A 22,066-nucleotide genomic window follows, 5' to 3' on the forward strand; every position below is an offset into this window, starting at 1 on the left:
CAAACTCTCCATAATAGAAAAGCTGAATAGCTCATTGACTTGCTAGCGAGATTTTACAATCTCATTTATAGTCGATTGCTCGACTGTGCTTACTCACTCGTTGTTCAGTTTTCAAAGATCAAGAACCCTTGTCCTATTCGCTCTCTCTCGAAAGCCGGAAATTCAATATACCATACTGAGTTTTTGTTTGCAACTTATTTTTTAAGTTGTTTTTCAACCATTTGCTCGTTGTCCTCAGCGGCAACTTTTATAAGATACCACAGACGCCACAGACAATGCAAGTACTTTCGACAAAAAATTTCGAGGCACCTTACGATGCCCCGAAATGGTCTTCCTTACTCTCCTTGACGCTCACGCATAAGCGGGAACAACAAGACATCGCGAATAGACGGGGCATTGGTCAATAGCATAACCAAACGGTCGATTCCTATTCCTAAACCACCTGTTGGCGGCATTCCATATTCCAATGCACGGATGAAGTCCTCATCCATTTCATGAGCTTCATCATTCCCCTGCTCCTTCTCACGAAGCTGAGCCTCGAAACGCTCCCTTTGATCGATAGGATCGTTAAGCTCAGTAAATGCATTCGCATGCTCACGAGCTACGATAAAGAGCTCGAAGCGATCCGTGAAACGCGGATCTTCCGGGTTCTTTTTGGCAAGCGGTGAAATTTCTAGAGGATGTCCATAAATAAAGGTCGGCTGGATCAGCGTCTCTTCTACAAACGTCTCAAAGAATTGGTTCAAAATATGACCAAATGTCATATGCGGCTCCACCGGCACATTATGCTCTTTGGCTAAGCGATGCGCTTCCTCGTTCGTCATTTGAACGCCGAAGTCTACACCTTTCACTTCTTTAACCGCATCAACCATGGAGATACGTCTCCAGCCAACAGCTAGATCAACCACGTGATCTCCATAAGGAATTGAAGTCGTACCAAGAACCTCTTGAGCGATATGCGCAATAAGCTCCTCAGTCAGCTTCATTATGTCTTTGTAGTCAGCATAGGCTTCGTACAACTCAATCATCGTAAATTCTGGATTATGGCGCGTGGAGATACCTTCGTTCCGGTATACACGACCAATTTCGTAAACTTTCTCTAGTCCGCCAACAATTAGACGTTTCAAGTGAAGCTCAATGGCAATACGCATATGTAGCTGCATATCCAAAGCATTATGATGCGTATTAAACGGACGAGCCGAAGCCCCGCCTGCAACCGAATGAAGCGTCGGTGTTTCCACTTCTAAATAACCCAGCGAATCCAGGTAACGGCGCATCGACTGAATAATACGGGAACGCAGAATAAATGTCTGTTGAACATCTTGATTCATAATCAAATCAACATAGCGTTGACGATAACGCAATTCTACGTCGCTAAGACCATGGAATTTGTCCGGAAGCGGAAGTAAGGACTTGGTCAATACCTCAAGAGACTTAACCTTGATGGAGGTTTCTCCGGTTTTCGTTTTAAAAACAACACCTTGAACGCCAACCATGTCGCCCAGATCCAAAAGATCAAAGGCTTTGTACTTGTTCGCATCCAACGCATCTTCCCGTACGTAGATTTGAATTTTCCCTGTAATGTCTTGGATATGAGCGAAACTTGCTTTACCCATGCCTCTTTTTTGCATAATACGTCCTGCAATACTAACCTCGTGGATCTCTTCGTCCAGCTCTTCCTTTGTTTTGTCCTGGTAAGCTGTCAAGATCTCTTGCGTTGTATGCGTTCTAACGTATTTGCTGCCGAAAGGGTCTACGCCCAGACCGCGAAGCTCGTCCAATTTGTTACGGCGAATGACGAGCAATTCGTTCAATTCCACTTCCTGGCTCATGTTTTCATCTCCTACATATTTTAGTAAAGGGTGCTAAAACCGGAAAAAAGCTTCCGTAAGGAAGCTTTCCAGACAATTTGCCTATGCTAAGCAAAGGTAAACTGCAACGGGGCTGCGGCTGCACGCTACTTTTTAATATCAACAATTTGATACTGAATGACGCCAGCTGGAACGTTAACATCAACGGTTGCGCCCTTTTGCTTGCCAAGAATTGCTTTGCCCACCGGGCTTTCATTGGAAATCTTATTCTGTAGCGGATCAGACTCCGCAGTACCTACAATATTGTACTCAACCAAATCACCGAATTCCAAATCCTTCAGTGTAACGATGGATCCTACACTTACCGTGTTGATATCCACATCGTCGTTATTAATAATCCGCGCATTGCGCAGCATTTTTTCTAAAGTGATAATTCTGCCTTCGATAAAGGCTTGCTCGTTCTTCGCATCTTCGTACTCCGAGTTCTCACTGATATCGCCATACCCGATGGCAACCTTGATTCTCTCCGCGACTTCGCGGCGCTTCACGGATTTAAGATGCTCAAGCTCGTCCTCGAGCCTTCTCAAACCTTCTGGTGTAAGAATGACCTCTTTTTCAGCCATTACCAACTGATCTCCCGTCATGTGAAAGATTTTCATATCGTTGAATCGATGCTTCCTGCTAGGAGTTAGGTCTTTATAGAGCTGATTCAAGTAGTATGAATTCACGGTTATAAAATTAGGAACTTACTCGTTTGTCTTTCAATATATGCAGGAACACATTAATATTGACTGATTATATTGCAACCGTTTCAAAATGTCAATCTCAACCATAGCTGCATGATTTAATGCAGTACGGGAGATTCTTCTTGGCTGGATGACGACGATTGCGCAGCAAGGTGCTCAACGTATTCATTCAGTGTCCGAACCATTTCATCACGCTTCAACATCTCCATAATGGCGTCCTTCACACGAGCTGCTCCTGTTAATCCTTTGAGGTACCAAGCCATATGTTTACGCATCTCTTTGACGGCAACGTGCTCGCCTTTGAGTGCTATGAGCCGGTCCATGTGCAGGATGGCGATGCGGATTTTCTCTTCCGGTGTTGGTTCCGGAGGTAACTCCCCATTAGCAAGATATTGAACCGTGCGGTAGAGCATCCACGGATTGCCTAATGCACCACGGCCGATCATGACGCCGTCCACACCCGTTTGGTCCAACATGCGTTTGGCATCCTCAGGCGTAACTACATCACCATTACCAATAACCGGTATCGACAAAGCTTGCTTCACATCTCGGATAATGTTCCAATCCGCTTTACCTGTGTAGAGCTGCTCGCGCGTACGACCGTGGACGCTAACTGCGCTGCCGCCGCCTCTTTCGACAGCTTTTGCATTTTCGACAGCATAGATGTGATCAGAATCCCAGCCGATCCGCATTTTGACGGTAACAGGTTTGTTTACTGCCTTTACGACGGTTTCGATCATTTGTTCAATTTTATCCGGTTGAAGCAACCAACGTGCGCCAGCATCACATTTGGTGATTTTGGGCACCGGGCAGCCCATATTGATATCAATAATATCTGCATTGGTATGCTGATCAACGATTTTGGCCGCTTGCACGAGTGTTTCCGTGTCGCCGCCGAAGATTTGTAAGCTGAGCGGTTTCTCCCGGTCATCTACATATAACATTTCCATAGAACGGGTGTTCCCGTGTACAATAGCCTTATCACTTACCATCTCCGCACATACCAGCCCTGTGCCAAACTCTTTGGCAATCAGACGGAATGCAGGATTACAAACGCCCGCCATCGGGGCAAGCACAACTTTATTGGGAGCTTCGACATTACCTATTTTCAGCACCGAAGATTCCACCTCTCTTATCTCGCAACCACTGCGACTAACTCGTCCGGCTCGATACCAAGCACCTGCGAGATCTTATTAATGATTTTCGTATCCGGTTTACGTGTTCCTCTTTCAATTGCACCCAAAATGGCGATCGATACGCCGAGCAAATCAGCTAATTCATTCTGGGTATATCCTTTCAATTTACGAAAAGCGCGTATGCGCTGAGCTACTGAGCTTTTTTCCATAACACAACGCCTTCCTTTCCTTCCAGTTTCTCCAGATTCGCGGAGATGAATTCAAATGCAGCATCTTGCCGCTCGTAGAGAACCTCTGAGAGAGGGACTAATACAAAAGCCCGCTCATGCATCCGCGGATGCGGAATGATCAAGTCGGGGGTCGTAAGCTGCTCGTCGCCGTACAGAAGCAAATCCAAATCGATCGTTCTTGGACCCCAGCGCACATCGCGCTTTCTCCCCAAACGATTCTCAATGGCCAGCAATTTGAATAACAAATCTTCAGCAGGAATAACCGTTTGTATCTGAACGACCATATTAAGAAAAGCAGACTGGTCTACATAACCGACCGGCTCGGTTTCGTAAATACTGGACAAGCCAGTCACGACAATACCCGACTCCTGGTTCAGCGCTGTAATCGCATCCTGCAAATATTGTTCGCGATCATTGATATTGGATCCTAATGCGACATAAGCTGCAATGCTGCGTTCTTGTTCTTCGGCTGTCATGTCGTTGCCCGCTTTCGGTTAATCTCTACAGTTACGCCATCAAAAATTACGGCAAAGGGCGGATGCGGCTTAATAACGCGAACCGTCACTTCATTGATACTAGTATAAGTATGAAGAAGCATTGATGCAATGTTTTCCGCTAAAGCTTCAATTAATTGGAAAGTGCGTCCTTCGACAATTTCTTTCACTTTGAAAAAAACCTCGCCATAATTCACCGTATCTTCGAGATGATCCGACTGTCCGGGTTTATGAAGCGGAAGCATCAGCTCGACATCTACATAAAAGCGCTGGCCCAATTTATTTTCTTCCGGAAAAACACCGTGATTACCAAAAAACTGCATGCGGGACAGCGTGATTTTGTCCATTGTTATGACCTCCTTCATTATGAGCGAATAATGGCATCCGTCATGACGGCGGCCCGCTTGGTTGCTAATACATCATGCACGCGAACAATCCCGCAGCCCTGTGCGATCCCCAGCACGACGGTTGAAAGCGAACCTTCCAACCGCTCGGCCGGAGGCAGATTCAGCGTCATCCCGATTACGCTTTTACGCGATGTACCCAGGAGAACCGGATACCCAAGATCAACAAGAGGGCGCAATTGGTTCATAAGCTGCAAGTTCTGTTCGTAAGATTTCGCAAAACCGATGCCGGGGTCCAAAATAATCCGTTCGTCACGAACCCCCGCGTCTCGTGCTTGACTCACATATTGCTGAAGATCACTCAGCACCTCTGGCAGAAAATCCTTATATTCCGCGTTCATTCGGTTATGGGTAATAATGAAGGGACAGTCGCAGTTCGCCGCTATGTCAGCCATACGAGGGTCCGCCTGCCCACCCCATACATCATTGATGATGTGCGCCCCTGCCGCCAAAGCTTGCTTAGCGACCTCTGCTTTATACGTATCTATAGAAATAGGAACGTTAATTTCGCGACTTAACGCTTCAATAACTGAGATTACCCGGCGAAGCTCTTCCTCCTCGGTCACCTCCGCAGATCCCGGACGGGTGGACTCGCCTCCAATATCAATGATATCTGCGCCATCCTCAACCATTTGCCGAGCTCTGCGTATGGCATCTTCTACGGTGACATAGGAGCCGCCATCCGAAAAGGAGTCCGGCGTTACGTTCAATATGCCCATGATGATCGTTCGATCACCGATGGGCAGTTCGTGTCCTTTACAGGATAACACTTTCATCTGCTGTTCACTTCCTGTATGTTTATCAATTTATCAATATTCGTTATATGTCCGAATCAGCTCACGGGTTATGGGACCCACTGTTCCTGTACCCACTGAGATTTTTTGACCGCTTGGTGTATATAAAGTTGTGACCGGCACGATTTCTTGAATGGAATTGACCAAAAACACCTCATCGGCCTCCGTCAAATCTTCCCATCGATATAATCCATCTTCTACAGGAATCTGCCCAAGCTGGGCAATTCGCAGTATATGCGCTCTCGTTATTCCAGCCAAAATGCCCGTATCCAGCGAAGGCGTGTAGCAAGTCCCGTCCTTAATGAAAAAAATGTTGCTGACAATGCCCTCAGCCACATAACCCTCTTCGCTCATCATCAGACCCTCTGCGCCTGTGGCCCAGGGGTATTGGCCTAGCTCTCTTTTAGCCAAAATATTGTTCATATAGTGAAAGGACTTGAATCGGTACAAGCCCTCCGGTGTATTTCTAGGCAGCTTCAGCAGCTGTAAAGCTTTGCCCTCTTCATAAGTTTTCGCATCCCTCGGCGGGAGCGCCTTGATATAGACAATCTCGGTAGGCTGACCGTAGTCCCCAGAAGGAAGACCAAGCGCTTCTACTCCAGCAGAAACGGAAAAACGAATATAAGCATCCTGAAGCTCGTTCGCAGTTAGCAGTTCATCAATTAAATTCTGCACGCGCTCAAGATCAGGCTCATACGCAATCCCCAGTTCCTTACACCCCTCAGCAAGACGATTCATGTGCTCAGCAAGGAGAAAAGGAACTTTGTTATAAGTACGGAAGGTCTCAAAGAGACCTAATCCGTAAAGAAAACCGTGATCATAAACCGAGACCACGGCTTGTTGTTCATCCATAAGTTTGCCATTGATGCTAATAATCATAAATTAAGCTCCCGCTTTAGCCGTGCGGCGTAGAAAATTGCGCAGCATTTGGTGGCCGTGCTCCGTGATAATGGATTCGGGATGAAATTGAACGCCCTCAATCGGATATTCCTTATGACGCAGCGCCATGATTTCACCTTCAGCCGTACGCGCACTGACTTCCAAGCATTCAGGCAGCGTCTCCGCTTTGACAATCAAAGAATGGTAACGCGTCGCGATGAAAGGAGATGGTAACCCTTCGAACAACGTTTGGCCATCATGGAAAATTTCTGAGGTTTTGCCGTGCATTAAGCGCTCAGCGCGAATGACGTCGCCGCCAAAAGCTTGTCCGATAGACTGATGTCCCAGACAAACGCCGAACATGGGGATTTTACCCTTGAAATGGTCAATCAGTGATAGGCTAATACCGGCTTCATTCGGCGTGCAAGGCCCCGGAGATATTAAGATATGGTCGGGCGCCAAGGCCTCCACACCTGCTAAATCAATTTCGTCATTGCGACGAACGATGACTTCTTCCCCAATCTCCCCCAAGTATTGGACGAGGTTGTACGTAAACGAATCATAATTATCAATCACTAAAATCATTCTAAGCTCCCCTTTCGTCAGCCCTGCTCAGGCTTAAGCTCGGCTCATGCTCCGCTCGCTATATTCCATTGCTTTCCACATCGCTTTGGCTTTGTTCAAAGATTCGATATACTCGCGCTCGGGAATTGAATCGATGACGATCCCCGCCCCCGCTTGAATATGCCCCATACCTTCTGCCGCCACCAGCGTGCGTATAATAATATTAAATTCCATATTGCCATTATAGTCAATCCATCCCATAGAACCCGTGTACGGGCCGCGGCGGACCGGTTCCAGCTCTTCAATGATTTCCATCGTCCGAATCTTCGGGGCGCCTGTGATTGTTCCTCCCGGGAACGTAGCCGCAATGACATCGTACGCATCCTTGCCTTCCGCCAGCTCGCCAACTACTTCGGAGACGATGTGCATGACATGGGAATAGTACTCGATGACCATAAAATCTTTGACGCGGACGGAGCCGTACTTGGAGATGCGTCCGAGGTCGTTGCGCTCGAGATCGACCAGCATGACGTGCTCGGCGCGCTCTTTTTCGTTGTCGATGAGCTCGCCGGCCAGGCGCAGGTCATCCTGCTCGTCTTTGCCGCGCGGGCGCGTGCCAGCGATAGGACGCGTCCGCAGGACGCCGTCCTCCAGCTGCACGAGCAGCTCCGGCGAGCCGGAGACGAGGGCGAAGCCTGCGAAACGCAGCAAGCCCATGTAAGGCGAGGGATTGACGATGCGCAGCGCCTCGTAGATCTCTTCCGGCGTCGTATTCAAGCGCCGGCTCTGTCTCACCGACAAGTTGACTTGGAACACGTCACCTTGCGAGATGTAGGCTTGGATGCGCTGCACCGCCGCCATGTAGTCGGCTTTGCCGAACGCAGGCTGGATGCCTGCGATGCTTTCTACATCGATGTGCAGCTGCTCGCGCGCGATCGATGCCCCTTCCGGGCCGCTGTGCGGCGAGCCCGCTGCGCTGGTAGCGCAGATGCTCTGCCAGCGACGAAGCATGGCATCTGCCTGCGCTTGCGCCTGTGCGTAAAGCAGCTGCAGATATGCGTCATCCGCAGCCAGGTCCGGCTGCACGGGCGTGTGGACCGTGAGGTATAGGCTCTTCTCAAGGTGATCCACAGCCCATACTTGATCATACATAGCAAAGCAGTAGTCCGGGATTGGCAGATCATCCGCCGCTTGGGTCGGTAACTTCTCGATGGTACGAATCACATCGTAGCTCCAGTATCCGACACATCCGCCTAAGAATTTAGGCCCGCCTTCTACTTTGGGACTATGATGGGAAGACATCCATTGTTTCACGATCGAAAGCGGCTCGCCTTTCATGCGGGTTACACGACCGGACGAGGTTATTTCAGCCTCCAACCCTTTTCCTTGTATCGTCGAAAATGGTTGTAACCCGAGGAACGTGTAGCGCCCGCCCTTCCCGCTCTCCAGTACAAAAGAATCCGGCGCCGCTTCCTTCCAAGCTGATTCCCAGGAGACGATACGATCTTCGCTCAGCTCGAGCTTAACGACGTAAGGCAGCATGGTATACGCGGAGGACCAACTACGCCACTGCTCTAGGGTTGTTATTATCATGATTGCCCCTCCTTCCAATAATATCCGAAGATTAGTTGTCCATTAGTATACTCCAACCTATTACAGAAAAAAAGCCCCAGCTGCAAGAGCTGAGGCTTACTTAATTGAATGAAGGTCAACTTTATTGCTCTTCGAATTGGTAAAGTGGCGTAGACAAGTAACGCTCACCGTTACTTGGTACGATCGCTACGACACGTTTGCCAGCTCCAAGTTCTTTGGCCACTTTCAAAGCCGCGTAAATCGCTGCGCCTGAGGAAATACCGCCAAGAATTCCTTCTTCTTTGGCTACACGACGGGAAGTTTCGAAAGCATCTTCGTTCTCCACCGCAATGATTTCATCGTAAATGTTCGTGTTCAAAATGCCAGGAACAAAACCTGCTCCGATACCTTGAATTTTGTGAGGACCTGGTTTGCCTCCGGAAAGAACTGGGGAAGCCGCAGGCTCTACCGCATAAATTTTGATATCAGGGAAGTTTTCTTTCAGCACGCCGCCGGCGCCCGAAATCGTACCGCCTGTGCCGATACCGGAAATGAAAGCATCCAATTTACCATCGTGACCTTTGATTGCTTCCACGATTTCTGGACCTGTTGTTTCACGGTGAACTTTCACGTTAGCCGGGTTCTCAAATTGTTGCGGGATGAAATAGGAAGGATTCTCTGCTTTCAGTTCTTCCGCACGTTTGATCGCACCCTTCATTCCTTCTGCTCCCGGTGTAAGAACAAGCTGTGCACCGTAAGCACGAAGCAGGTTGCGTCTTTCTAATGACATCGTTTCTGGCATAACCAGAATCGCTTTATATCCTTTAGCTGCTGCAACTAGTGCAATTCCGATTCCTGTGTTACCGCTAGTTGGCTCAACAATTGTATCACCAGGCTTAAGTTTGCCTTCTTGCTCAGCCACTTCGATCATGGAGATGGCAATACGATCTTTAACGCTGGCACCAGGGTTCTGATACTCCAATTTAACATAAACCTCTGCGCTTCCTTCCGGAACGACACGATTCAAACGAACAAGCGGTGTATCTCCAATCAAATCCGTAATGCTTTGTACTAATCTTGCCATTGCTAGTTCCCCTCCAGATTGAGTAATAGATGATTTCCGAGTTAATTAGTCGGTATTATACATTTAATCTTATCAATGCACCCACGCATTGTCAACCACATTTTCACCGGCCTACCTAAACTCCGGAGCAATAACAGCTACTTTCCATTTCGTCCGAAGCTGCGAAATGTAATCTTTAAGCGGCGGAGCTTCCTGCAGCGCCAACTCTCTGCGCACATTTTCACGAATAAACGCTTGATCCGGATTTTCTTTGTCACGCTTGTTTTTCAGCTTCACTACGGCAAATCCTTGCGTTAACGGTACCGGCTTACTGACTTCACCAGCCTTCAGCAACTTCGCAGCTTCCAGAACGGGTGCCGACACAAAAGGGTCATCCCCTTCAATCCAACCGAGGTCCCCTCCCGAATTATTGGTCGCGTCATCCAGGGAACGATCTCTAGCCAGGATTTCGAAGCTTACGCCTTTCGCCAGCGCGGCAATCACCTTGTTCGCCTGATCCTTGGTAGAAACAATAATCTGCTGAATGTTGTACTCGGTTTCCTGCTTAAATTCGTCAGGATGCGCTTGGACATAAGATTCCACCTGAGCATCCGTTATTTGAATATGGCTGGTGGCAAGTTTCTCCAAAAGCAGTTTATTCGTAACGTCCTCTTTGATTTCTTGCCGGGATAGCCCCAACTGATTTTGCATAGAGGTATAAAATTGTTCTTCACTCTCATATCCTTGCTGCATTCGTTTCAACTCACGTGCAATCTCCGCATCTGCAATCGCAGTCCCCGTCTCGTTTCCTTCCAGAAGTATCACTTCGCGATCCAACAGTTGACCTAACAGTTCTGCACCGTAATGTTGTTCCAACGCCGTTTGAAGCTCTTGCCGCGTAATTTCCCGACTTCCAATTTTGGCTACGACCTGCTCATTGTTCTGCTCGCCTTGCTGCTCAGGATCCGCTGGGTGACTCGATTCTGATTGGTTCATAGTATGAGTGATCAGCAAGGATGCGAGCACGAGAATACATACTGCCATCAGAATGATGACTCCCCACAATCGCTTTACGTTCTGCATCCTGACTCCTCTTCATTTCCATAATGCTGCTGATCTACAGATCAATCATCCGTTGCAAGTCTTCTTCGTCGAAACGATAGGCTTCATTGCAGAAATGACACACAACTTCAGCGAAGCCTTCATCATCGAGAATTTCTTGAAGCTCCGCTTTCCCCAGGGAAATGAGTGTCGATTCAATCCTTTCCCGACTGCATTTGCAGCGGAACATAACATCCATCTGATCGAGTGTTTGAAAAGAAGGCAATACCGTCTGCAAAATTCCCTCCAGGGTTAATCCGCTGCCGAGCATGGTTGTAAAGGAAGGGATGCGTGCGAGTATTTCCTCGATTTCACTAATCTCCTGATCGCTTAATCCAGGAAGCAATTGAATGACGAATCCACCCGCCGCCAAGATGGTATGATCGGTATTTACCAAAACACCAAGAGCTACAGCTGAAGGCGTCTGTTCCGACTTCGCAAAATAGTAGGTGAAATCTTCCGCTAATTCTCCGGAAATTATCGGAGTACTGCCTTTGTAAGGTTCTTTGAGACCTAAATCTTTAGTTATGTACAAAAAGCCGTCCGTTCCGACCGCAGCGGCAACATCGAGTTTGCCATTCGCTTTGAGGGGAGGGTCAACCAGCGGATTATCCACATAACCGCGCACCTCGCCTTTGGCATTGGCATCGACCACAATCTGCCCGATTGGACCGTCTCCTTTGACTTGAATAATGAGATGCTCCTCACCTTTGAGCATAGCTCCCAGAAGAAGGCCGGCTGCTGCCGTTCTTCCTAACGCCGCAGTGGCGGTAGGGGTCGTTTGGTGTCTTCGGCTAAGTTCATCTGTGAGGTCGGTGGTTTGCACTGCAAAAGCACGAACTCTTCCCTGAAGGGCCGTTCCTCGAATTAAATAATCGCCCATGTTACGTCCTTTCCTTAAACAGCTTATGCATTTCTCTCATAAATCATTTGTAAACCTTGCAGTGTCAGCAGAGGATTCACGATTTGAATCGTACGGGACTCACTGGAGATTAATTCTGCAAGCCCCCCCGTTGCTATGACGGTAGGATTTACATTAAACTCCTGTTTTACACGTTCTACAATCCCATCAACCTGACCCACGTAACCGTAAATAATCCCTGCCTGCATAGCAGCTACCGTATTTTTGCCGACTACGCTTTTCGGCTTCACAAGCTCAATGCGCGGAAGTTTCGCCGCCTTTTGATACAGCGCTTCTGTGGAGATACCAATGCCTGGGGCAATCGCACATCCCACTAACTGCTGGTTCGGATCAATATAGTCATAGGTTGTCGCCGTGCCGAAATCAACAATAATACAAGGAGCACCATATAATTCAAGAGCAGCAACCGCATTTACAATACGATCCGCCCCAACTTCTTTGGGATTGTCTACCCGTACATTCAATCCCGTTTTAATGCCGGGACCTACGGTAAATGGCGTCCTTTTCAAATAATGCTTACAAAGGCTTTCCATCACGCTAACGAGCGGAGGAACAACGGAAGAGACGATTACGCCCTCCACTTCGCTGAATTTAATCCCTGAGTGTTGAAAAAGGCTATGCAACTGCATGCCGTACTCATCAACGGTAGCAGAACGGTTCGTGCTCACCCGCCAATGGTGCAGAAGTGTACGCTCTTTGTAGAGGCCAAGCACAATATTGGTATTCCCCACATCGATCACGAGAATCATAACGCTGTCCCCTTCCGCTCATTAAGGTCAAGTGAAATATCCAGCGCTGCAACCGAGTAGGTCAACCGTCCAACCGAGATCACATCTACGCCCGACTCAGCCATTGCTTTAATGGTCTGAACCGTTACAGATCCTGATCCTTCTACTACAATATGCGGAGCTTTGCTTTTAATTATGGAAACTGCTTCCTTCATCTTTGCGGGCGCCATATTATCCAACATGATAATGTCTGCTTGGGCCGATAACGCTTCATGCAGTTGGTCAAAATCTTCGACCTCGACCTCAATCTTCATGGTGTGGGGGATCTGCTTCCTGGCCGCTTGTATAGCCTGTGTGATACCTCCAGAGCCCTTGATGTGATTATCCTTGATCATAACAGCATCATAAAGACCGAAACGGTGATTATGACCCCCGCCTACGCGAACGGCATATTTCTCAAGCAGCCGATGGCCCGGCGTCGTCTTCCTTGTGTCTACGAGTCTGGTAGGCAAACCTTCCAGGGCATTAACAAACTCCCGCGTTCTGGTCGCAATACCGGACAACCTTTGCATGAGGTTAAGGCTCAGACGTTCACCAAGCAGGATGCTTCGCGTGTTGCCCTCCACTTCAGCAATAATCGTCCCTTTATTAACTGACGATCCTTCCGCTACTTTTGTTTCAAAATGAAGCGTTGAATCGACGACAGCGAAAACTTCCCGCGCAATTTGCAAACCGCAGATGATTCCGTCTTCTTTGACGTGGATAATCCCTTTGGACGCATGGTCCAAAGGGATCGTTGTCAGAGTCGTGACATCACCGGTGCCAATATCTTCTTCTAGCCAAAGCCGAATCTGTTTACGAATAAGTTCCATGTTTAAATCCAGCATATTAAATCCACTCCTCTATGCTATCTTCCCCGCGCTTAAAAACAATATGCTTCTTCCAGTCACGATCATCCCGTTCCGGGAAATCTTCCCGGTAATGTCCGCCGCGGCTTTCCTCACGCGCCAAAGCCGCTGTTGTCGTAAGCAATGCACAGTTCAGTAAATTAGCAAACTCATAATCTTCACGTTTCGTCATCAAGGAATCAAAAATAGAAAGCTGTCTGGACAGTTCATCATGGCCTTTCTGCAGACCTTTGGCTGAACGCTTCAATCCGGCGTAACGCAGCATGACTTTCTGCAGCTTCAGCTTCTTTTCGACAACAGCTTGATTCGGAATTTCGGTTCTTGGTGCTTCGGACTCCGCTCGGATTTGAATGTCGCCTTCCAGAGCCGGCAGCTCTTGAATACGCTCGATAATCCTTCTGCCGAAGACGATCGCTTCCGATAACGAATTGCTCGCTAAGCGGTTAGCGCCATGTACACCTGTAGAAGACACTTCACCGCACGCGAAAAGTCGACGAACATGTGTTTCTCCGTGCAAATCCGTCTTCACGCCACCCATCATATAGTGAGCTGCGGGAGCAACCGGGATCCAGTCCGTGCTCATATCCAAACCATAATTCAAGCAATACTCATAAATCGTTGGAAACCGATGTTTAATTAGTTCCTCAGATTCATGTGTAATATCTATGTATACAAATGTTGACTTGCAATTCTCCATCTCGTCGACGATAGCGCGAGCCACAACATCCCTAGGCGCTAACTCCAGCTGCGGATGGTACCTTTCCATAAAGCGCTCCCCTTTGATGTTGCGAAGGTAAGCCCCCTCGCCGCGTACCGCTTCGGAGATCAGAAAGCGGGGAGCGCCAGGATAGCACAGCGCCGTAGGGTGGAATTGTACGAATTCCACATCCTGTATTTGCGCACCGGCACGGTAAGCGATCGCGATGCCGTCAGCTGTCGCGATATCGGGATTGGTGGTGTAGCGGAACAGCTGCCCCGCACCACCCGAGCAAAGGATCGTGGCGTTGCCGCGGACAAAAACCCGCTGGCCGCCCGGCTTCTGCACGAGTGCACCGTAGCACTCGCCATCTTGCGTGATCAGGTCGATCACGAAGTGATCGTCCCAGATCTCGATGTTCGGATCTTGTTTCGTGCGCTCCGAAAGGGCTCGTACAATTTCGGCGCCGGTAGCATCGCCATGGGCATGCAAAATGCGTCGCTGGCTGTGAGCCCCTTCCTTCGTCAAAGCGAACTCTCCATTTTCCAGATCGAACTGAGTTCCCATTTGAATCAAATCCTGTACGCCGTTAGGACCTTCGTGAACAAGAACATCAACAGCCTCTGGTGAGCAGAGGCCGGCGCCGGCGATCAAAGTATCCTGCATATGATATTCAGGTGAATCCTCATCCGAAATAACAGCTGCAATCCCGCCTTGTGCATAACGCGTATTGCTATCGAGGAGAGATTTCTTCGTAATCATCAGAACTTTCTTATTTTCACTAGCGCGCAGAGCCGTAAATAATCCTGCAATACCTGCGCCAATCACAATCACATCTGTATGTACATGAGGAATGGAATTTAAGTCTACATCTACGAGGTATCTAGGAATCATGCCGCTCACCCGATCTTCACCATTTATTCTCGCTAAGAAACAGAATCGGAAAAAATGGGATTCTGTTTCTTCACGAGGGTATAACAAAAATGATTTGATGCGTACTTTCAATTAAACAAGAGAGTAGCGCATGCTACTTTACTTGTAACATGCGCTCTAAGGACAATCTTGCTTTATCGGCTACATCTTCCGGTACATAAATCTCTGGCTGCATGGTCTCCAAACATTTTACAATTTTCTTTAAATTGTTTACTTTCATGTTCGGGCAAACCAGGTATTTGGTTGCAAAGTGGAATTGTTTGTCCGGGCTATCCAAGCGTAATTGGTACCCTGTCCCGTCTTCCGTCCCGACAATAAACTCCTTGCAGTCTGATTCTTTACAATATTTAATAATCGCTGTCGTGCTTCCCACAAAATCGCCCAACTTCACGACTTCTGGCCGGCACTCCGGATGTACAACAAATTGCGCATTTGGATATTGCGCTTTCATTTCCTCTACATCTTTAACCGTCAGCATATCATGCGTATTGCAATAACCTTCCCAGATGATCACTTTTTTGCTTGTGAATTTTGATACATAGTCGCCCAAATTTTTATCCGGTACCCAGATGATCTCATCCGAATCGACGGAATTAATAACATTTATGGCATTTGCAGAGGTACAACAAATATCTGTTTCTGATTTAACATCGGCTGATGTATTGATGTAGGCAACGACCTTAGCTTTCGGATGTTGCCGCTTCAAAGCACGAAGACCCTCAACATTGACCATATCCGCCATCGGGCAGCCTGCACGCTCATCCGGAATAATCACGGTTTTGTTCGGCGCCAGAATTTTAGCGCTTTCTCCCATGAAATGGACCCCACAAAAAACAATCACATCTGCATCTGTTTGTGCCGCCTTTTGCGCTAGCAAAAAGGAATCCCCCCGGAAATCGGCAACTTCTTGAACCTCGTCACGCTGATAATAATGAGCAAGAATAATAGCATTCCGTTCTTTCTTCAATTGAAGCAACCGCTCTTTCAATTCTCGGTTCTGCTCCGCTTTACGCTCTAGTGCTAAAGCTTCCATGGATGCTTCCTCCCCTGTCTGGGATGTAAAGTGTACTTCTTAACTATCTAAAAGTAGTATGATCTAAGCTAGTTAAAATTAGAGATTTACAACTAATTTACACATTCCAGCATCCCCTGTCAATGCGTAAAAAAGCCGAAATAAGCAGAAAATCCGGGTACACCTAACGTGTACACCGGATTTACGAGTTGCCATTGCTTGTTACTCTTCGGATTGATCCGAATTCGGATCTTTCTCTTTTTCGAACTCTAATTTATTGCTTTCATTCTCTTTGCTTTGCGGTTGAATGTTCACTTTAACGTCCTCGTCGATCCCGCCGGCATTCAGCTTGCCTTTCTCCAAAAGCTCAATAATTTCGTCTTTATCGAGCGTTTCTTTCTCAAGCAGCGTTTTGGCTACGAGATGCATTTGATCGGCATGCTCAGTAAGAATAGCGCGTGCACGGTCATAACAAGTGCGGATAAAGCTTTGCATCTCTTGGTCAATCTCATAAGCGATTGCATCGCTATAGTTTTGTTCATGGCCAATATCGCGGCCTAAGAACACTTGACCTTGGGAGCTGCCGAACTGCATCGGTCCAAGCTTATCGCTCATCCCGTATTCCATAATCATGCGGCGGACGATGCCTGTAGCCTTCTGGAAGTCACTGTAAGCCCCTGTGCCGATCTCACCGATAAATAATTCTTCGGCAACACGACCACCAAGGAGTCCAGTCACTTTATCCAACAGCTCGTTCTTCGTCTGCATCATGCGGTCTTCGCCTTCTTTTGGCAGCATCATCACGTAACCGCCAGCGCGTCCGCGCGGAACGATCGTCACTTTGTGCACCATATCTGCATTTTCCGCATGATAACCAATGATTGCGTGTCCGGCTTCATGATAGGCAACAATGCGTTTCTCAGCCTCGCTGATGATCCGGCTTTTCTTTTGCGTACCTACAATAATACGGTCAAAAGCTTCCTCGATCTCAGCCATCGAAATATCTTTACGGTTACGGCGAGCAGCAATCAACGCTGCTTCGTTCAATAGATTCTCTAGATCAGCGCCTGTAAATCCAGTCGTGTAACGGGACAAAGCGTCCAGCTTCACATCTTTGGCAAGCGGTTTATTGCGCGCATGTACTTTCAGTACAGCTTCGCGGCCTTTAATGTCAGGGCGGTCAACCGTGATTTGACGGTCAAAACGACCTGGACGCAATAAGGCAGGGTCAAGAATATCAGGGCGGTTCGTTGCCGCAACGATAATAATACCTTCGTTAGCGCCAAACCCGTCCATCTCAACTAGCAACTGATTGAGGGTTTGCTCACGCTCGTCATGTCCGCCACCTAATCCGGCGCCGCGTTGACGACCGACTGCATCGATCTCATCAATGAAAATGATACAAGGCGAGTTCTTCTTCGCGTTCTCGAACAAGTCACGAACACGGGATGCGCCGACACCGACGAACATCTCCACGAAGTCAGAACCGGAAATACTGAAGAACGGAACGCCTGCTTCACCGGCTACTGCCCGTGCAAGCAATGTTTTACCCGTTCCCGGAGGACCATTGAGCAGAACCCCTTTAGGAATTCTTGCGCCGACTGCTGCGAATTTCCTTGGATCTTTGAGGAATTCAACAACTTCGACCAGCTCTTGTTTTTCTTCATCCGCACCGGCCACATCTTCAAATGTGACACGTTTCTTCTCCTCATTATATAAGCGGGCACGGCTTTTGCCGAAGTTCATCACTTTGCCGCCGCCACCCTGAGCTTGGTTCAGTAAGAAGAAAAACAGGATGAAGATAATGACGAATGGGATGATAGAGGTCAGGAAGCTAATCCAGACGCTATCCCGCTCCATTGTCTCATACGTTTCTGACGGAACACCATTGGCTTCGATCAGTTGAACGACCAATTGCTCGTACGGAGCATGCGTTTCAAAACTCTTCTTATCTGCTCCGCTTGGAGGGTTAATATACTTACCTTTAATCAAATACGTGTATCCATCGAACTTGAGGGTTACGGATTCCACATTTTTGTTAACTACCGCTTGGCGGAATTTATCGTAAGTAATTAATTCCTTTTGTTCGTTTTGGGTACTGATGAAATGGACGATACCTACTGTTACCAAAAATATAAGTAAATAAAAACCGGTATTCCGGATAATTCGATTCATCCCAAGCCTCCTCTCGAACGGCACACTTTTATTATTTTACCATATCCCGGTAAAGCACTACAACATAACCGCAATGAAGAAGCCCGGAGATATGACATTAGGTTGAGTAAATCTCTGGTTTCAATATGCCGATAAATGGAAGGTTACGGTATTTCTCTGCATAATCCAGACCATATCCGACAACGAACTCATCTGGAAGCACATAACCTGCGTAATCAGGTTCGAGTTCAACGGTTCTGCGTGCCGGTTTATTAAACAGCGCAACGACCGAAATCGTCTTCGCATTGCGTCGCTCTAGCACATCTATCAGATAACTCAGCGTTAAACCGCTATCGATAATGTCTTCCACGATAAGAATGTGCCGTCCTTCTACGGGAACATCAAGATCTTTGATAATCTTGACGACACCGGATGACTTCGTGGATTGACCATAGCTCGAAACGGCCATGAAGTCGAGTTCCAATGGCACTTTAATTTGCTTCACAAGGTCGGCCATGAAAATAAAAGCTCCCTTAAGTACGCAAATGACCAATGGATTCTTGCCTTCGTAATCTTTGGAGAGTTGCTCTCCTAATTCTTGAATCTTCCCTTGAATCTGTTCTTCACTGTAAAGAACGTCTTGAATGTCGCTGTACAAGGATGAACCCCCTAGTTTATATTATGAATCCTTATAAATTTACATTCTAGAAGAACGAAATTTACGCATGTTACTTCAGCACGAGCTTCAGATGAAGCACACGTTCTGTATCGGGACCAACAAGAGCGTGCTTGGACCTACGAAAGCCGGCAATCCAGAGGATTTGTCCGGAAGCATCGACCAGTAACGGGATGACCTCACGCCGGCTTAGCGGCATTTTGGCATCAATGAACATATCTTTTACCTTTTTGGACCCGTTTAAACCATACGGTTCCAATCGATCTCCTGACCTGCGGCTTCGAAGAACTAGCGGCAGTTGAAGTTGATCCAGATCCAAAAATACGTCCGTTGCGGATGAGAGCAAAGCTGCTGTCTCTAGCGAACTGACGGGCATCCATGAGCAAAGCAGTTTGGCTTCTATTTCCGGCAGGTTCAGTTCATCCGTATCAGATCCGATCGCATAAGCATAAGGCTTCGGCGAGGGAGCAGATGTCTGAAATTGAATGGCTTCATATTCTCTCACAATATAAAGGGCATCATCCACCTGCAGTACTTGATTAGAAACCTGATCCTGCAAGATCAGCTCGCGGATACTTTCAATCCGGTTAAATTCCAGCCGGTCCATTCCCAAACAAAGACAGTTTAATATTAATTTAATCAAACGCCTTTGTAAAGCAACGTGAAGTCCGCTGAAATCACTTCTCTGTAGCCGGCAAGCCGCTTCCTGAAAAGTCACTATCCGGCGTAAAACCTGCTCGGTCTCCCCAGCCAAATAATCATCCTCAGCGCGCATCATATCCGTCAATCGATTCAGCGACTCCGGCAGATGTTCATTGTACTGCTTCAGCATCGGCATAACATCCAGCCGAATTTGATTACGAAAGTACTTCCGCAGCTCATTGCTGCTGTCTTTACAATAAGTAATATGATGCTGAGCGCAATAATTCACAATATCTGATTTGTATATACGTAGGAAAGGACGAATCAGTTCCACTTTTTTTTCTCGCCTGCGTTCCGGCATCCCGACAAGCCCGGACGGGCCTGTTCCTCGGAGGATTCGCATCATGACCGTTTCCGCTTGATCATCGGCATGATGCGCGAATGCAATTCGCTGAGCATCATAATCTTCAGCAACTTGATGTAGGAATTCGTACCGCTTCTCACGCGCGGCTGCTTGCCCATTCAACGCCGTTTCCTCTATATAAGCCGGTACATCGATGACGCCAATTTCACAAGGTAGACCTAACGTCTGAGCCACCTTCATCACAAACTCGGCTTCCCCATCCGATTCCGCACCCCGGAACTGATGATTCACATGAGCGACAACCAGTTTCCAGTTGAAATCGGGCGTCAGCGCAAAAAGGACATGAAGCAGCGCCACGGAATCAGGTCCTCCTGAAACTGCGACGACGACGACATCTCCCGAATCCGCCAACTTCTCTTCGGTCACCCGCTGCCGCACCTTGGCGACAAGATCGATTTCCATACTGTCTTCCTTTCCGACTTGCATGTTTCCTAGTTATTAGTTCAGCCAATAAACATAAACAGTAGCTGCAAAAATAAAAATGGAGGCCGCGAAGCAAATCTTGAGCCACGGCATTTTCAGAGCGGGCTGTGTAAGCTTTTTACCCGAAATGAGTTTTTTCCAATAATGAAAAGCTTCCTGCGACGTAGTAAACTCGCCTCTCAATGCTTTTTGAAGAAATGGCGCGATCTGGGCAGCTGCTGAATTTTCTCGCATAATGACCATAAGCTGATCCACATCTCTGTTTTGAGGAAGCATCTTGTTCATTGCCGTGAAGCGTTTGCGCTGATCGAGCGATTTTAAAAGTAAAATGGCAAATGAAAATAAATCATAGCTCTCTTCCGCTACCCGCTCCCCCATCTTCCAATAGCCGCGATCGTACACTTCGGTCAGTTGTTTAATCGCTCTGCCTTTGGGTGTCACCCCACCGAAGTCGATGAGATCCACATCCCCATATTTGGATACGATCATGTTCTCAATCTTCAAATCCCCGAACACGTAACCGCTCTTATGGATCTCCGTCAGCTTTCTGAGCAGGTTAGAGCCAATGACATAGATCCAATCCTGCCCACGCTTATGTATAAAATGAGAGATTGTCATTCCATCAATATATCGCATGACATAGAAAGAGATCTCTTTCCCGCGAACCTGCATATCATCCGCATCGATTAAGAAGTTCTTAAAGGATGTATCTGTGAGGGATATGGCGAGAAGCGAATTAATCTCTGATTGGTGGTCAACCGTTTCGTGTCCTGCTTTTAGAGCAAATCTGGCCGTTCCTCTTCGTACGAGAACCACAACACCGTTAGAGCCAGCACCTAATAAACGTTCGACCACATAACTGCGGCCGTTCCATTTGCCTTGGATTTCTGTCCCTGGACGGAAAGCTTCCTCATACCACGTAGTCACTCAGCATCCCATCCTCGGTTGTTGGTGCGACAGGCTTCTCCGTCACGAACTGCAGCGTCTGCAGGAGCGCCGGACCCGTCGGAGTCGTACCCTTCATGTTTATTTTATAGAACATCTTGTCTAAATTTGCAAGCTGATTCGTCCAGTTGAGATCCATCTCCAGCTCTTGATCCCTTGTTTTGGTTGACGGAAAGTGGAATACGGCTAATTCACTTTTACCACTGCGGGCTCTAAGACTTAGCAGAAGATCATGAATAGCTTCCCGCACCGCTGCAAGCTTGGGCTTCATACTAGCACTAGCATCTATTAAAAGCGCTACGCGAAGGGAAGTAGTTTCACTCATGGAATCGATCACCTGCACGACCTCTGCCCGCTTCTCAGGCGGCAGCTGCTCTAATTGATTAATCCCCAGAATGCTCTGCAATTCTTTGCCTACCGCATGCTGTATCGTTGTTGTTACAGTTTTGCGCGTCATCATCTGAACGGTTTGGGACAGCTGGACCGAATTGACAATACGGCTCATCCCACCGCCTGCTGCGGCAATCTCACGAATCTCCTCCGTGCCTAACAGGCCTAACTCCCCTTGATCGACCACTCCTATGACATTCACAGTTACACCTTCAGTATGCGCCTGTGCAGCCGCTATAACAGGACTCACGCCAACATTCGAACATCCATCTGTAATTAACAAAATCTGTTTCATCATAACAATTGCCTCCCTGACATAAGGAAAATTTGCTCTCTAGCAGTTCTTCTCCTAGTTTTTCCATTTTCGAGAGGCTCTAATCACCTGAAATAGAAAGAAAAGAAGCAGGATACCCCGAGG

Annotated in this window: 22 protein-coding genes; all 22 read right to left on the reverse strand. The window is 47.7% G+C overall.

All coding sequences use genetic code 11. The annotated features are described in order from the left end of the window. Positions 1–335: 335 nt before the first annotated feature. The 22 genes from lysS to AC3WTJ_RS35955 all read right to left on the reverse strand — a co-directional run bounded on the left by lysS (position 336) and on the right by AC3WTJ_RS35955 (position 21,943). Positions 336–1,832, reverse strand: a complete 1,497-nt coding sequence (gene lysS, locus AC3WTJ_RS35850) for a lysine--tRNA ligase (RefSeq protein ID WP_492526378.1) — start codon at positions 1,830–1,832, stop codon at positions 336–338. A 125-nt stretch (positions 1,833–1,957) separates the two neighbouring features. Beyond that, positions 1,958–2,434, reverse strand: a complete 477-nt coding sequence (gene greA / locus AC3WTJ_RS35855; RefSeq protein ID WP_127457170.1) for a transcription elongation factor GreA — start codon at positions 2,432–2,434, stop codon at positions 1,958–1,960. Positions 2,435–2,655: 221 nt separating this feature from the next. After that, positions 2,656–3,672 carry a tRNA dihydrouridine synthase DusB gene (gene dusB / locus AC3WTJ_RS35860; RefSeq protein ID WP_127457169.1) on the reverse strand — a complete coding sequence of 339 codons (1,017 nt, stop codon included), beginning with the start codon at positions 3,670–3,672 and terminating at the stop codon, positions 2,656–2,658. Between the two features lie 17 nt (positions 3,673–3,689). Then, positions 3,690–3,902, reverse strand: a complete 213-nt coding sequence (locus tag AC3WTJ_RS35865) for a helix-turn-helix domain-containing protein (protein ID WP_157324443.1) — start codon at positions 3,900–3,902, stop codon at positions 3,690–3,692. Continuing rightward, the gene (gene folK / locus AC3WTJ_RS35870; RefSeq protein ID WP_127457167.1) at positions 3,884–4,399 is read right to left on the reverse strand and encodes a 2-amino-4-hydroxy-6-hydroxymethyldihydropteridine diphosphokinase; all 516 of its coding nucleotides are present in this window, start codon (positions 4,397–4,399) and stop codon (positions 3,884–3,886) included. The genes AC3WTJ_RS35865 and folK overlap by 19 nt, the downstream gene beginning before the upstream one ends. Continuing rightward, on the reverse strand, positions 4,396–4,764 hold the full coding sequence (folB, locus tag AC3WTJ_RS35875) for a dihydroneopterin aldolase (protein ID WP_407870202.1): 369 nt from the start codon (positions 4,762–4,764) through the stop codon (positions 4,396–4,398). The genes folK and folB overlap by 4 nt, the downstream gene beginning before the upstream one ends. A 17-nt stretch (positions 4,765–4,781) precedes the next feature. Further along, complete coding sequence (gene folP, locus AC3WTJ_RS35880; protein WP_492526382.1) at positions 4,782–5,597, reverse strand: dihydropteroate synthase; 816 nt, start codon at positions 5,595–5,597, stop codon at positions 4,782–4,784. 33 nt (positions 5,598–5,630) lie between these two features. After that, a complete protein-coding gene (pabC, locus tag AC3WTJ_RS35885; protein WP_492526384.1) occupies positions 5,631–6,494 on the reverse strand; it encodes an aminodeoxychorismate lyase in 864 nt (287 codons plus the stop codon). Positions 6,495–6,497: 3 nt separating this feature from the next. After that, the gene (gene pabA / locus AC3WTJ_RS35890; RefSeq protein WP_492526386.1) at positions 6,498–7,079 is read right to left on the reverse strand and encodes an aminodeoxychorismate/anthranilate synthase component II; all 582 of its coding nucleotides are present in this window, start codon (positions 7,077–7,079) and stop codon (positions 6,498–6,500) included. 33 nt (positions 7,080–7,112) lie between these two features. Continuing rightward, a complete protein-coding gene (locus tag AC3WTJ_RS35895) occupies positions 7,113–8,651 on the reverse strand; it encodes an anthranilate synthase component I family protein (RefSeq protein WP_492526388.1) in 1,539 nt (512 codons plus the stop codon). Positions 8,652–8,772: 121 nt separating this feature from the next. Next, a complete protein-coding gene (gene cysK / locus AC3WTJ_RS35900) occupies positions 8,773–9,714 on the reverse strand; it encodes a cysteine synthase A (RefSeq protein ID WP_492526390.1) in 942 nt (313 codons plus the stop codon). Positions 9,715–9,825: 111 nt separating this feature from the next. After that, on the reverse strand, positions 9,826–10,776 hold the full coding sequence (locus tag AC3WTJ_RS35905; RefSeq protein WP_492526392.1) for a peptidyl-prolyl cis-trans isomerase: 951 nt from the start codon (positions 10,774–10,776) through the stop codon (positions 9,826–9,828). Between the two features lie 34 nt (positions 10,777–10,810). Continuing rightward, positions 10,811–11,677: an Hsp33 family molecular chaperone HslO gene (gene hslO / locus AC3WTJ_RS35910; protein WP_492526393.1), complete on the reverse strand. Its 867-nt coding sequence runs from the start codon at positions 11,675–11,677 to the stop codon at positions 10,811–10,813. A gap of 23 nt (positions 11,678–11,700) precedes the next feature. Next, the gene (locus tag AC3WTJ_RS35915; RefSeq protein WP_127457158.1) at positions 11,701–12,465 is read right to left on the reverse strand and encodes a type III pantothenate kinase; all 765 of its coding nucleotides are present in this window, start codon (positions 12,463–12,465) and stop codon (positions 11,701–11,703) included. Beyond that, positions 12,462–13,331, reverse strand: coding sequence for a carboxylating nicotinate-nucleotide diphosphorylase (nadC, locus tag AC3WTJ_RS35920; protein WP_407870196.1), 870 nt, complete (start codon positions 13,329–13,331; stop codon positions 12,462–12,464). The genes AC3WTJ_RS35915 and nadC overlap by 4 nt, the downstream gene beginning before the upstream one ends. A 1-nt stretch (position 13,332) precedes the next feature. Beyond that, a complete protein-coding gene (gene nadB, locus AC3WTJ_RS35925; protein ID WP_492526396.1) occupies positions 13,333–14,943 on the reverse strand; it encodes an L-aspartate oxidase in 1,611 nt (536 codons plus the stop codon). Positions 14,944–15,076: 133 nt separating this feature from the next. Further along, on the reverse strand, positions 15,077–16,015 hold the full coding sequence (nadA, locus tag AC3WTJ_RS35930) for a quinolinate synthase NadA (protein WP_157324474.1): 939 nt from the start codon (positions 16,013–16,015) through the stop codon (positions 15,077–15,079). A 201-nt stretch (positions 16,016–16,216) separates the two neighbouring features. After that, complete coding sequence (ftsH, locus tag AC3WTJ_RS35935; RefSeq protein ID WP_492526398.1) at positions 16,217–18,169, reverse strand: ATP-dependent zinc metalloprotease FtsH; 1,953 nt, start codon at positions 18,167–18,169, stop codon at positions 16,217–16,219. Positions 18,170–18,266: 97 nt separating this feature from the next. Next, positions 18,267–18,806 (reverse strand): hypoxanthine phosphoribosyltransferase, encoded by a 540-nt coding sequence (gene hpt, locus AC3WTJ_RS35940; RefSeq protein ID WP_127457153.1) that lies wholly within the window; start codon positions 18,804–18,806, stop codon positions 18,267–18,269. A gap of 70 nt (positions 18,807–18,876) precedes the next feature. Continuing rightward, positions 18,877–20,292 carry a tRNA lysidine(34) synthetase TilS gene (tilS, locus tag AC3WTJ_RS35945; protein WP_492526401.1) on the reverse strand — a complete coding sequence of 472 codons (1,416 nt, stop codon included), beginning with the start codon at positions 20,290–20,292 and terminating at the stop codon, positions 18,877–18,879. A gap of 36 nt (positions 20,293–20,328) precedes the next feature. Continuing rightward, positions 20,329–21,240: a protein kinase domain-containing protein gene (locus tag AC3WTJ_RS35950; protein ID WP_407870193.1), complete on the reverse strand. Its 912-nt coding sequence runs from the start codon at positions 21,238–21,240 to the stop codon at positions 20,329–20,331. Continuing rightward, positions 21,224–21,943, reverse strand: coding sequence for a vWA domain-containing protein (locus AC3WTJ_RS35955; protein WP_127457174.1), 720 nt, complete (start codon positions 21,941–21,943; stop codon positions 21,224–21,226). The genes AC3WTJ_RS35950 and AC3WTJ_RS35955 overlap by 17 nt, the downstream gene beginning before the upstream one ends. Between the last annotated feature and the right edge of the window lie 123 nt (positions 21,944–22,066).

It is taken from the genome of Paenibacillus sp. FW101-FHT12H11 (genome assembly GCF_058790355.1).

Bases quoted from the DNA above. Each gene is read 5' to 3' on its own strand.
- AC3WTJ_RS35905 (WP_492526392.1), bottom strand. From the start codon at position 10,776: ATGCAGAACGTAAAGCGATTGTGGGGAGTCATCATTCTGATGGCAGTA.
- greA (WP_127457170.1), bottom strand. From the start codon at position 2,434: ATGGCTGAAAAAGAGGTCATTCTTACACCAGAAGGTTTGAGAAGGCTC.
- tilS (WP_492526401.1), bottom strand. From the start codon at position 20,292: ATGGAAATCGATCTTGTCGCCAAGGTGCGGCAGCGGGTGACCGAAGAG.
- folB (WP_407870202.1), bottom strand. From the start codon at position 4,764: ATGGACAAAATCACGCTGTCCCGCATGCAGTTTTTTGGTAATCACGGT.
- AC3WTJ_RS35895 (WP_492526388.1), bottom strand. From the start codon at position 8,651: ATGATAATAACAACCCTAGAGCAGTGGCGTAGTTGGTCCTCCGCGTAT.
- AC3WTJ_RS35955 (WP_127457174.1), bottom strand. From the start codon at position 21,943: ATGAAACAGATTTTGTTAATTACAGATGGATGTTCGAATGTTGGCGTG.
- nadB (WP_492526396.1), bottom strand. From the start codon at position 14,943: ATGATTCCTAGATACCTCGTAGATGTAGACTTAAATTCCATTCCTCAT.
- AC3WTJ_RS35865 (WP_157324443.1), bottom strand. From the start codon at position 3,902: ATGGAAAAAAGCTCAGTAGCTCAGCGCATACGCGCTTTTCGTAAATTG.
- lysS (WP_492526378.1), bottom strand. From the start codon at position 1,832: ATGAGCCAGGAAGTGGAATTGAACGAATTGCTCGTCATTCGCCGTAAC.
- hslO (WP_492526393.1), bottom strand. From the start codon at position 11,677: ATGGGCGATTATTTAATTCGAGGAACGGCCCTTCAGGGAAGAGTTCGT.
- pabC (WP_492526384.1), bottom strand. From the start codon at position 6,494: ATGATTATTAGCATCAATGGCAAACTTATGGATGAACAACAAGCCGTG.
- pabA (WP_492526386.1), bottom strand. From the start codon at position 7,079: ATGATTTTAGTGATTGATAATTATGATTCGTTTACGTACAACCTCGTC.
- nadC (WP_407870196.1), bottom strand. From the start codon at position 13,331: ATGCTGGATTTAAACATGGAACTTATTCGTAAACAGATTCGGCTTTGG.
- nadA (WP_157324474.1), bottom strand. From the start codon at position 16,015: ATGGAAGCTTTAGCACTAGAGCGTAAAGCGGAGCAGAACCGAGAATTG.
- AC3WTJ_RS35915 (WP_127457158.1), bottom strand. From the start codon at position 12,465: ATGATTCTCGTGATCGATGTGGGGAATACCAATATTGTGCTTGGCCTC.
- folP (WP_492526382.1), bottom strand. From the start codon at position 5,597: ATGAAAGTGTTATCCTGTAAAGGACACGAACTGCCCATCGGTGATCGA.
- folK (WP_127457167.1), bottom strand. From the start codon at position 4,399: ATGACAGCCGAAGAACAAGAACGCAGCATTGCAGCTTATGTCGCATTA.
- cysK (WP_492526390.1), bottom strand. From the start codon at position 9,714: ATGGCAAGATTAGTACAAAGCATTACGGATTTGATTGGAGATACACCG.
- ftsH (WP_492526398.1), bottom strand. From the start codon at position 18,169: ATGAATCGAATTATCCGGAATACCGGTTTTTATTTACTTATATTTTTG.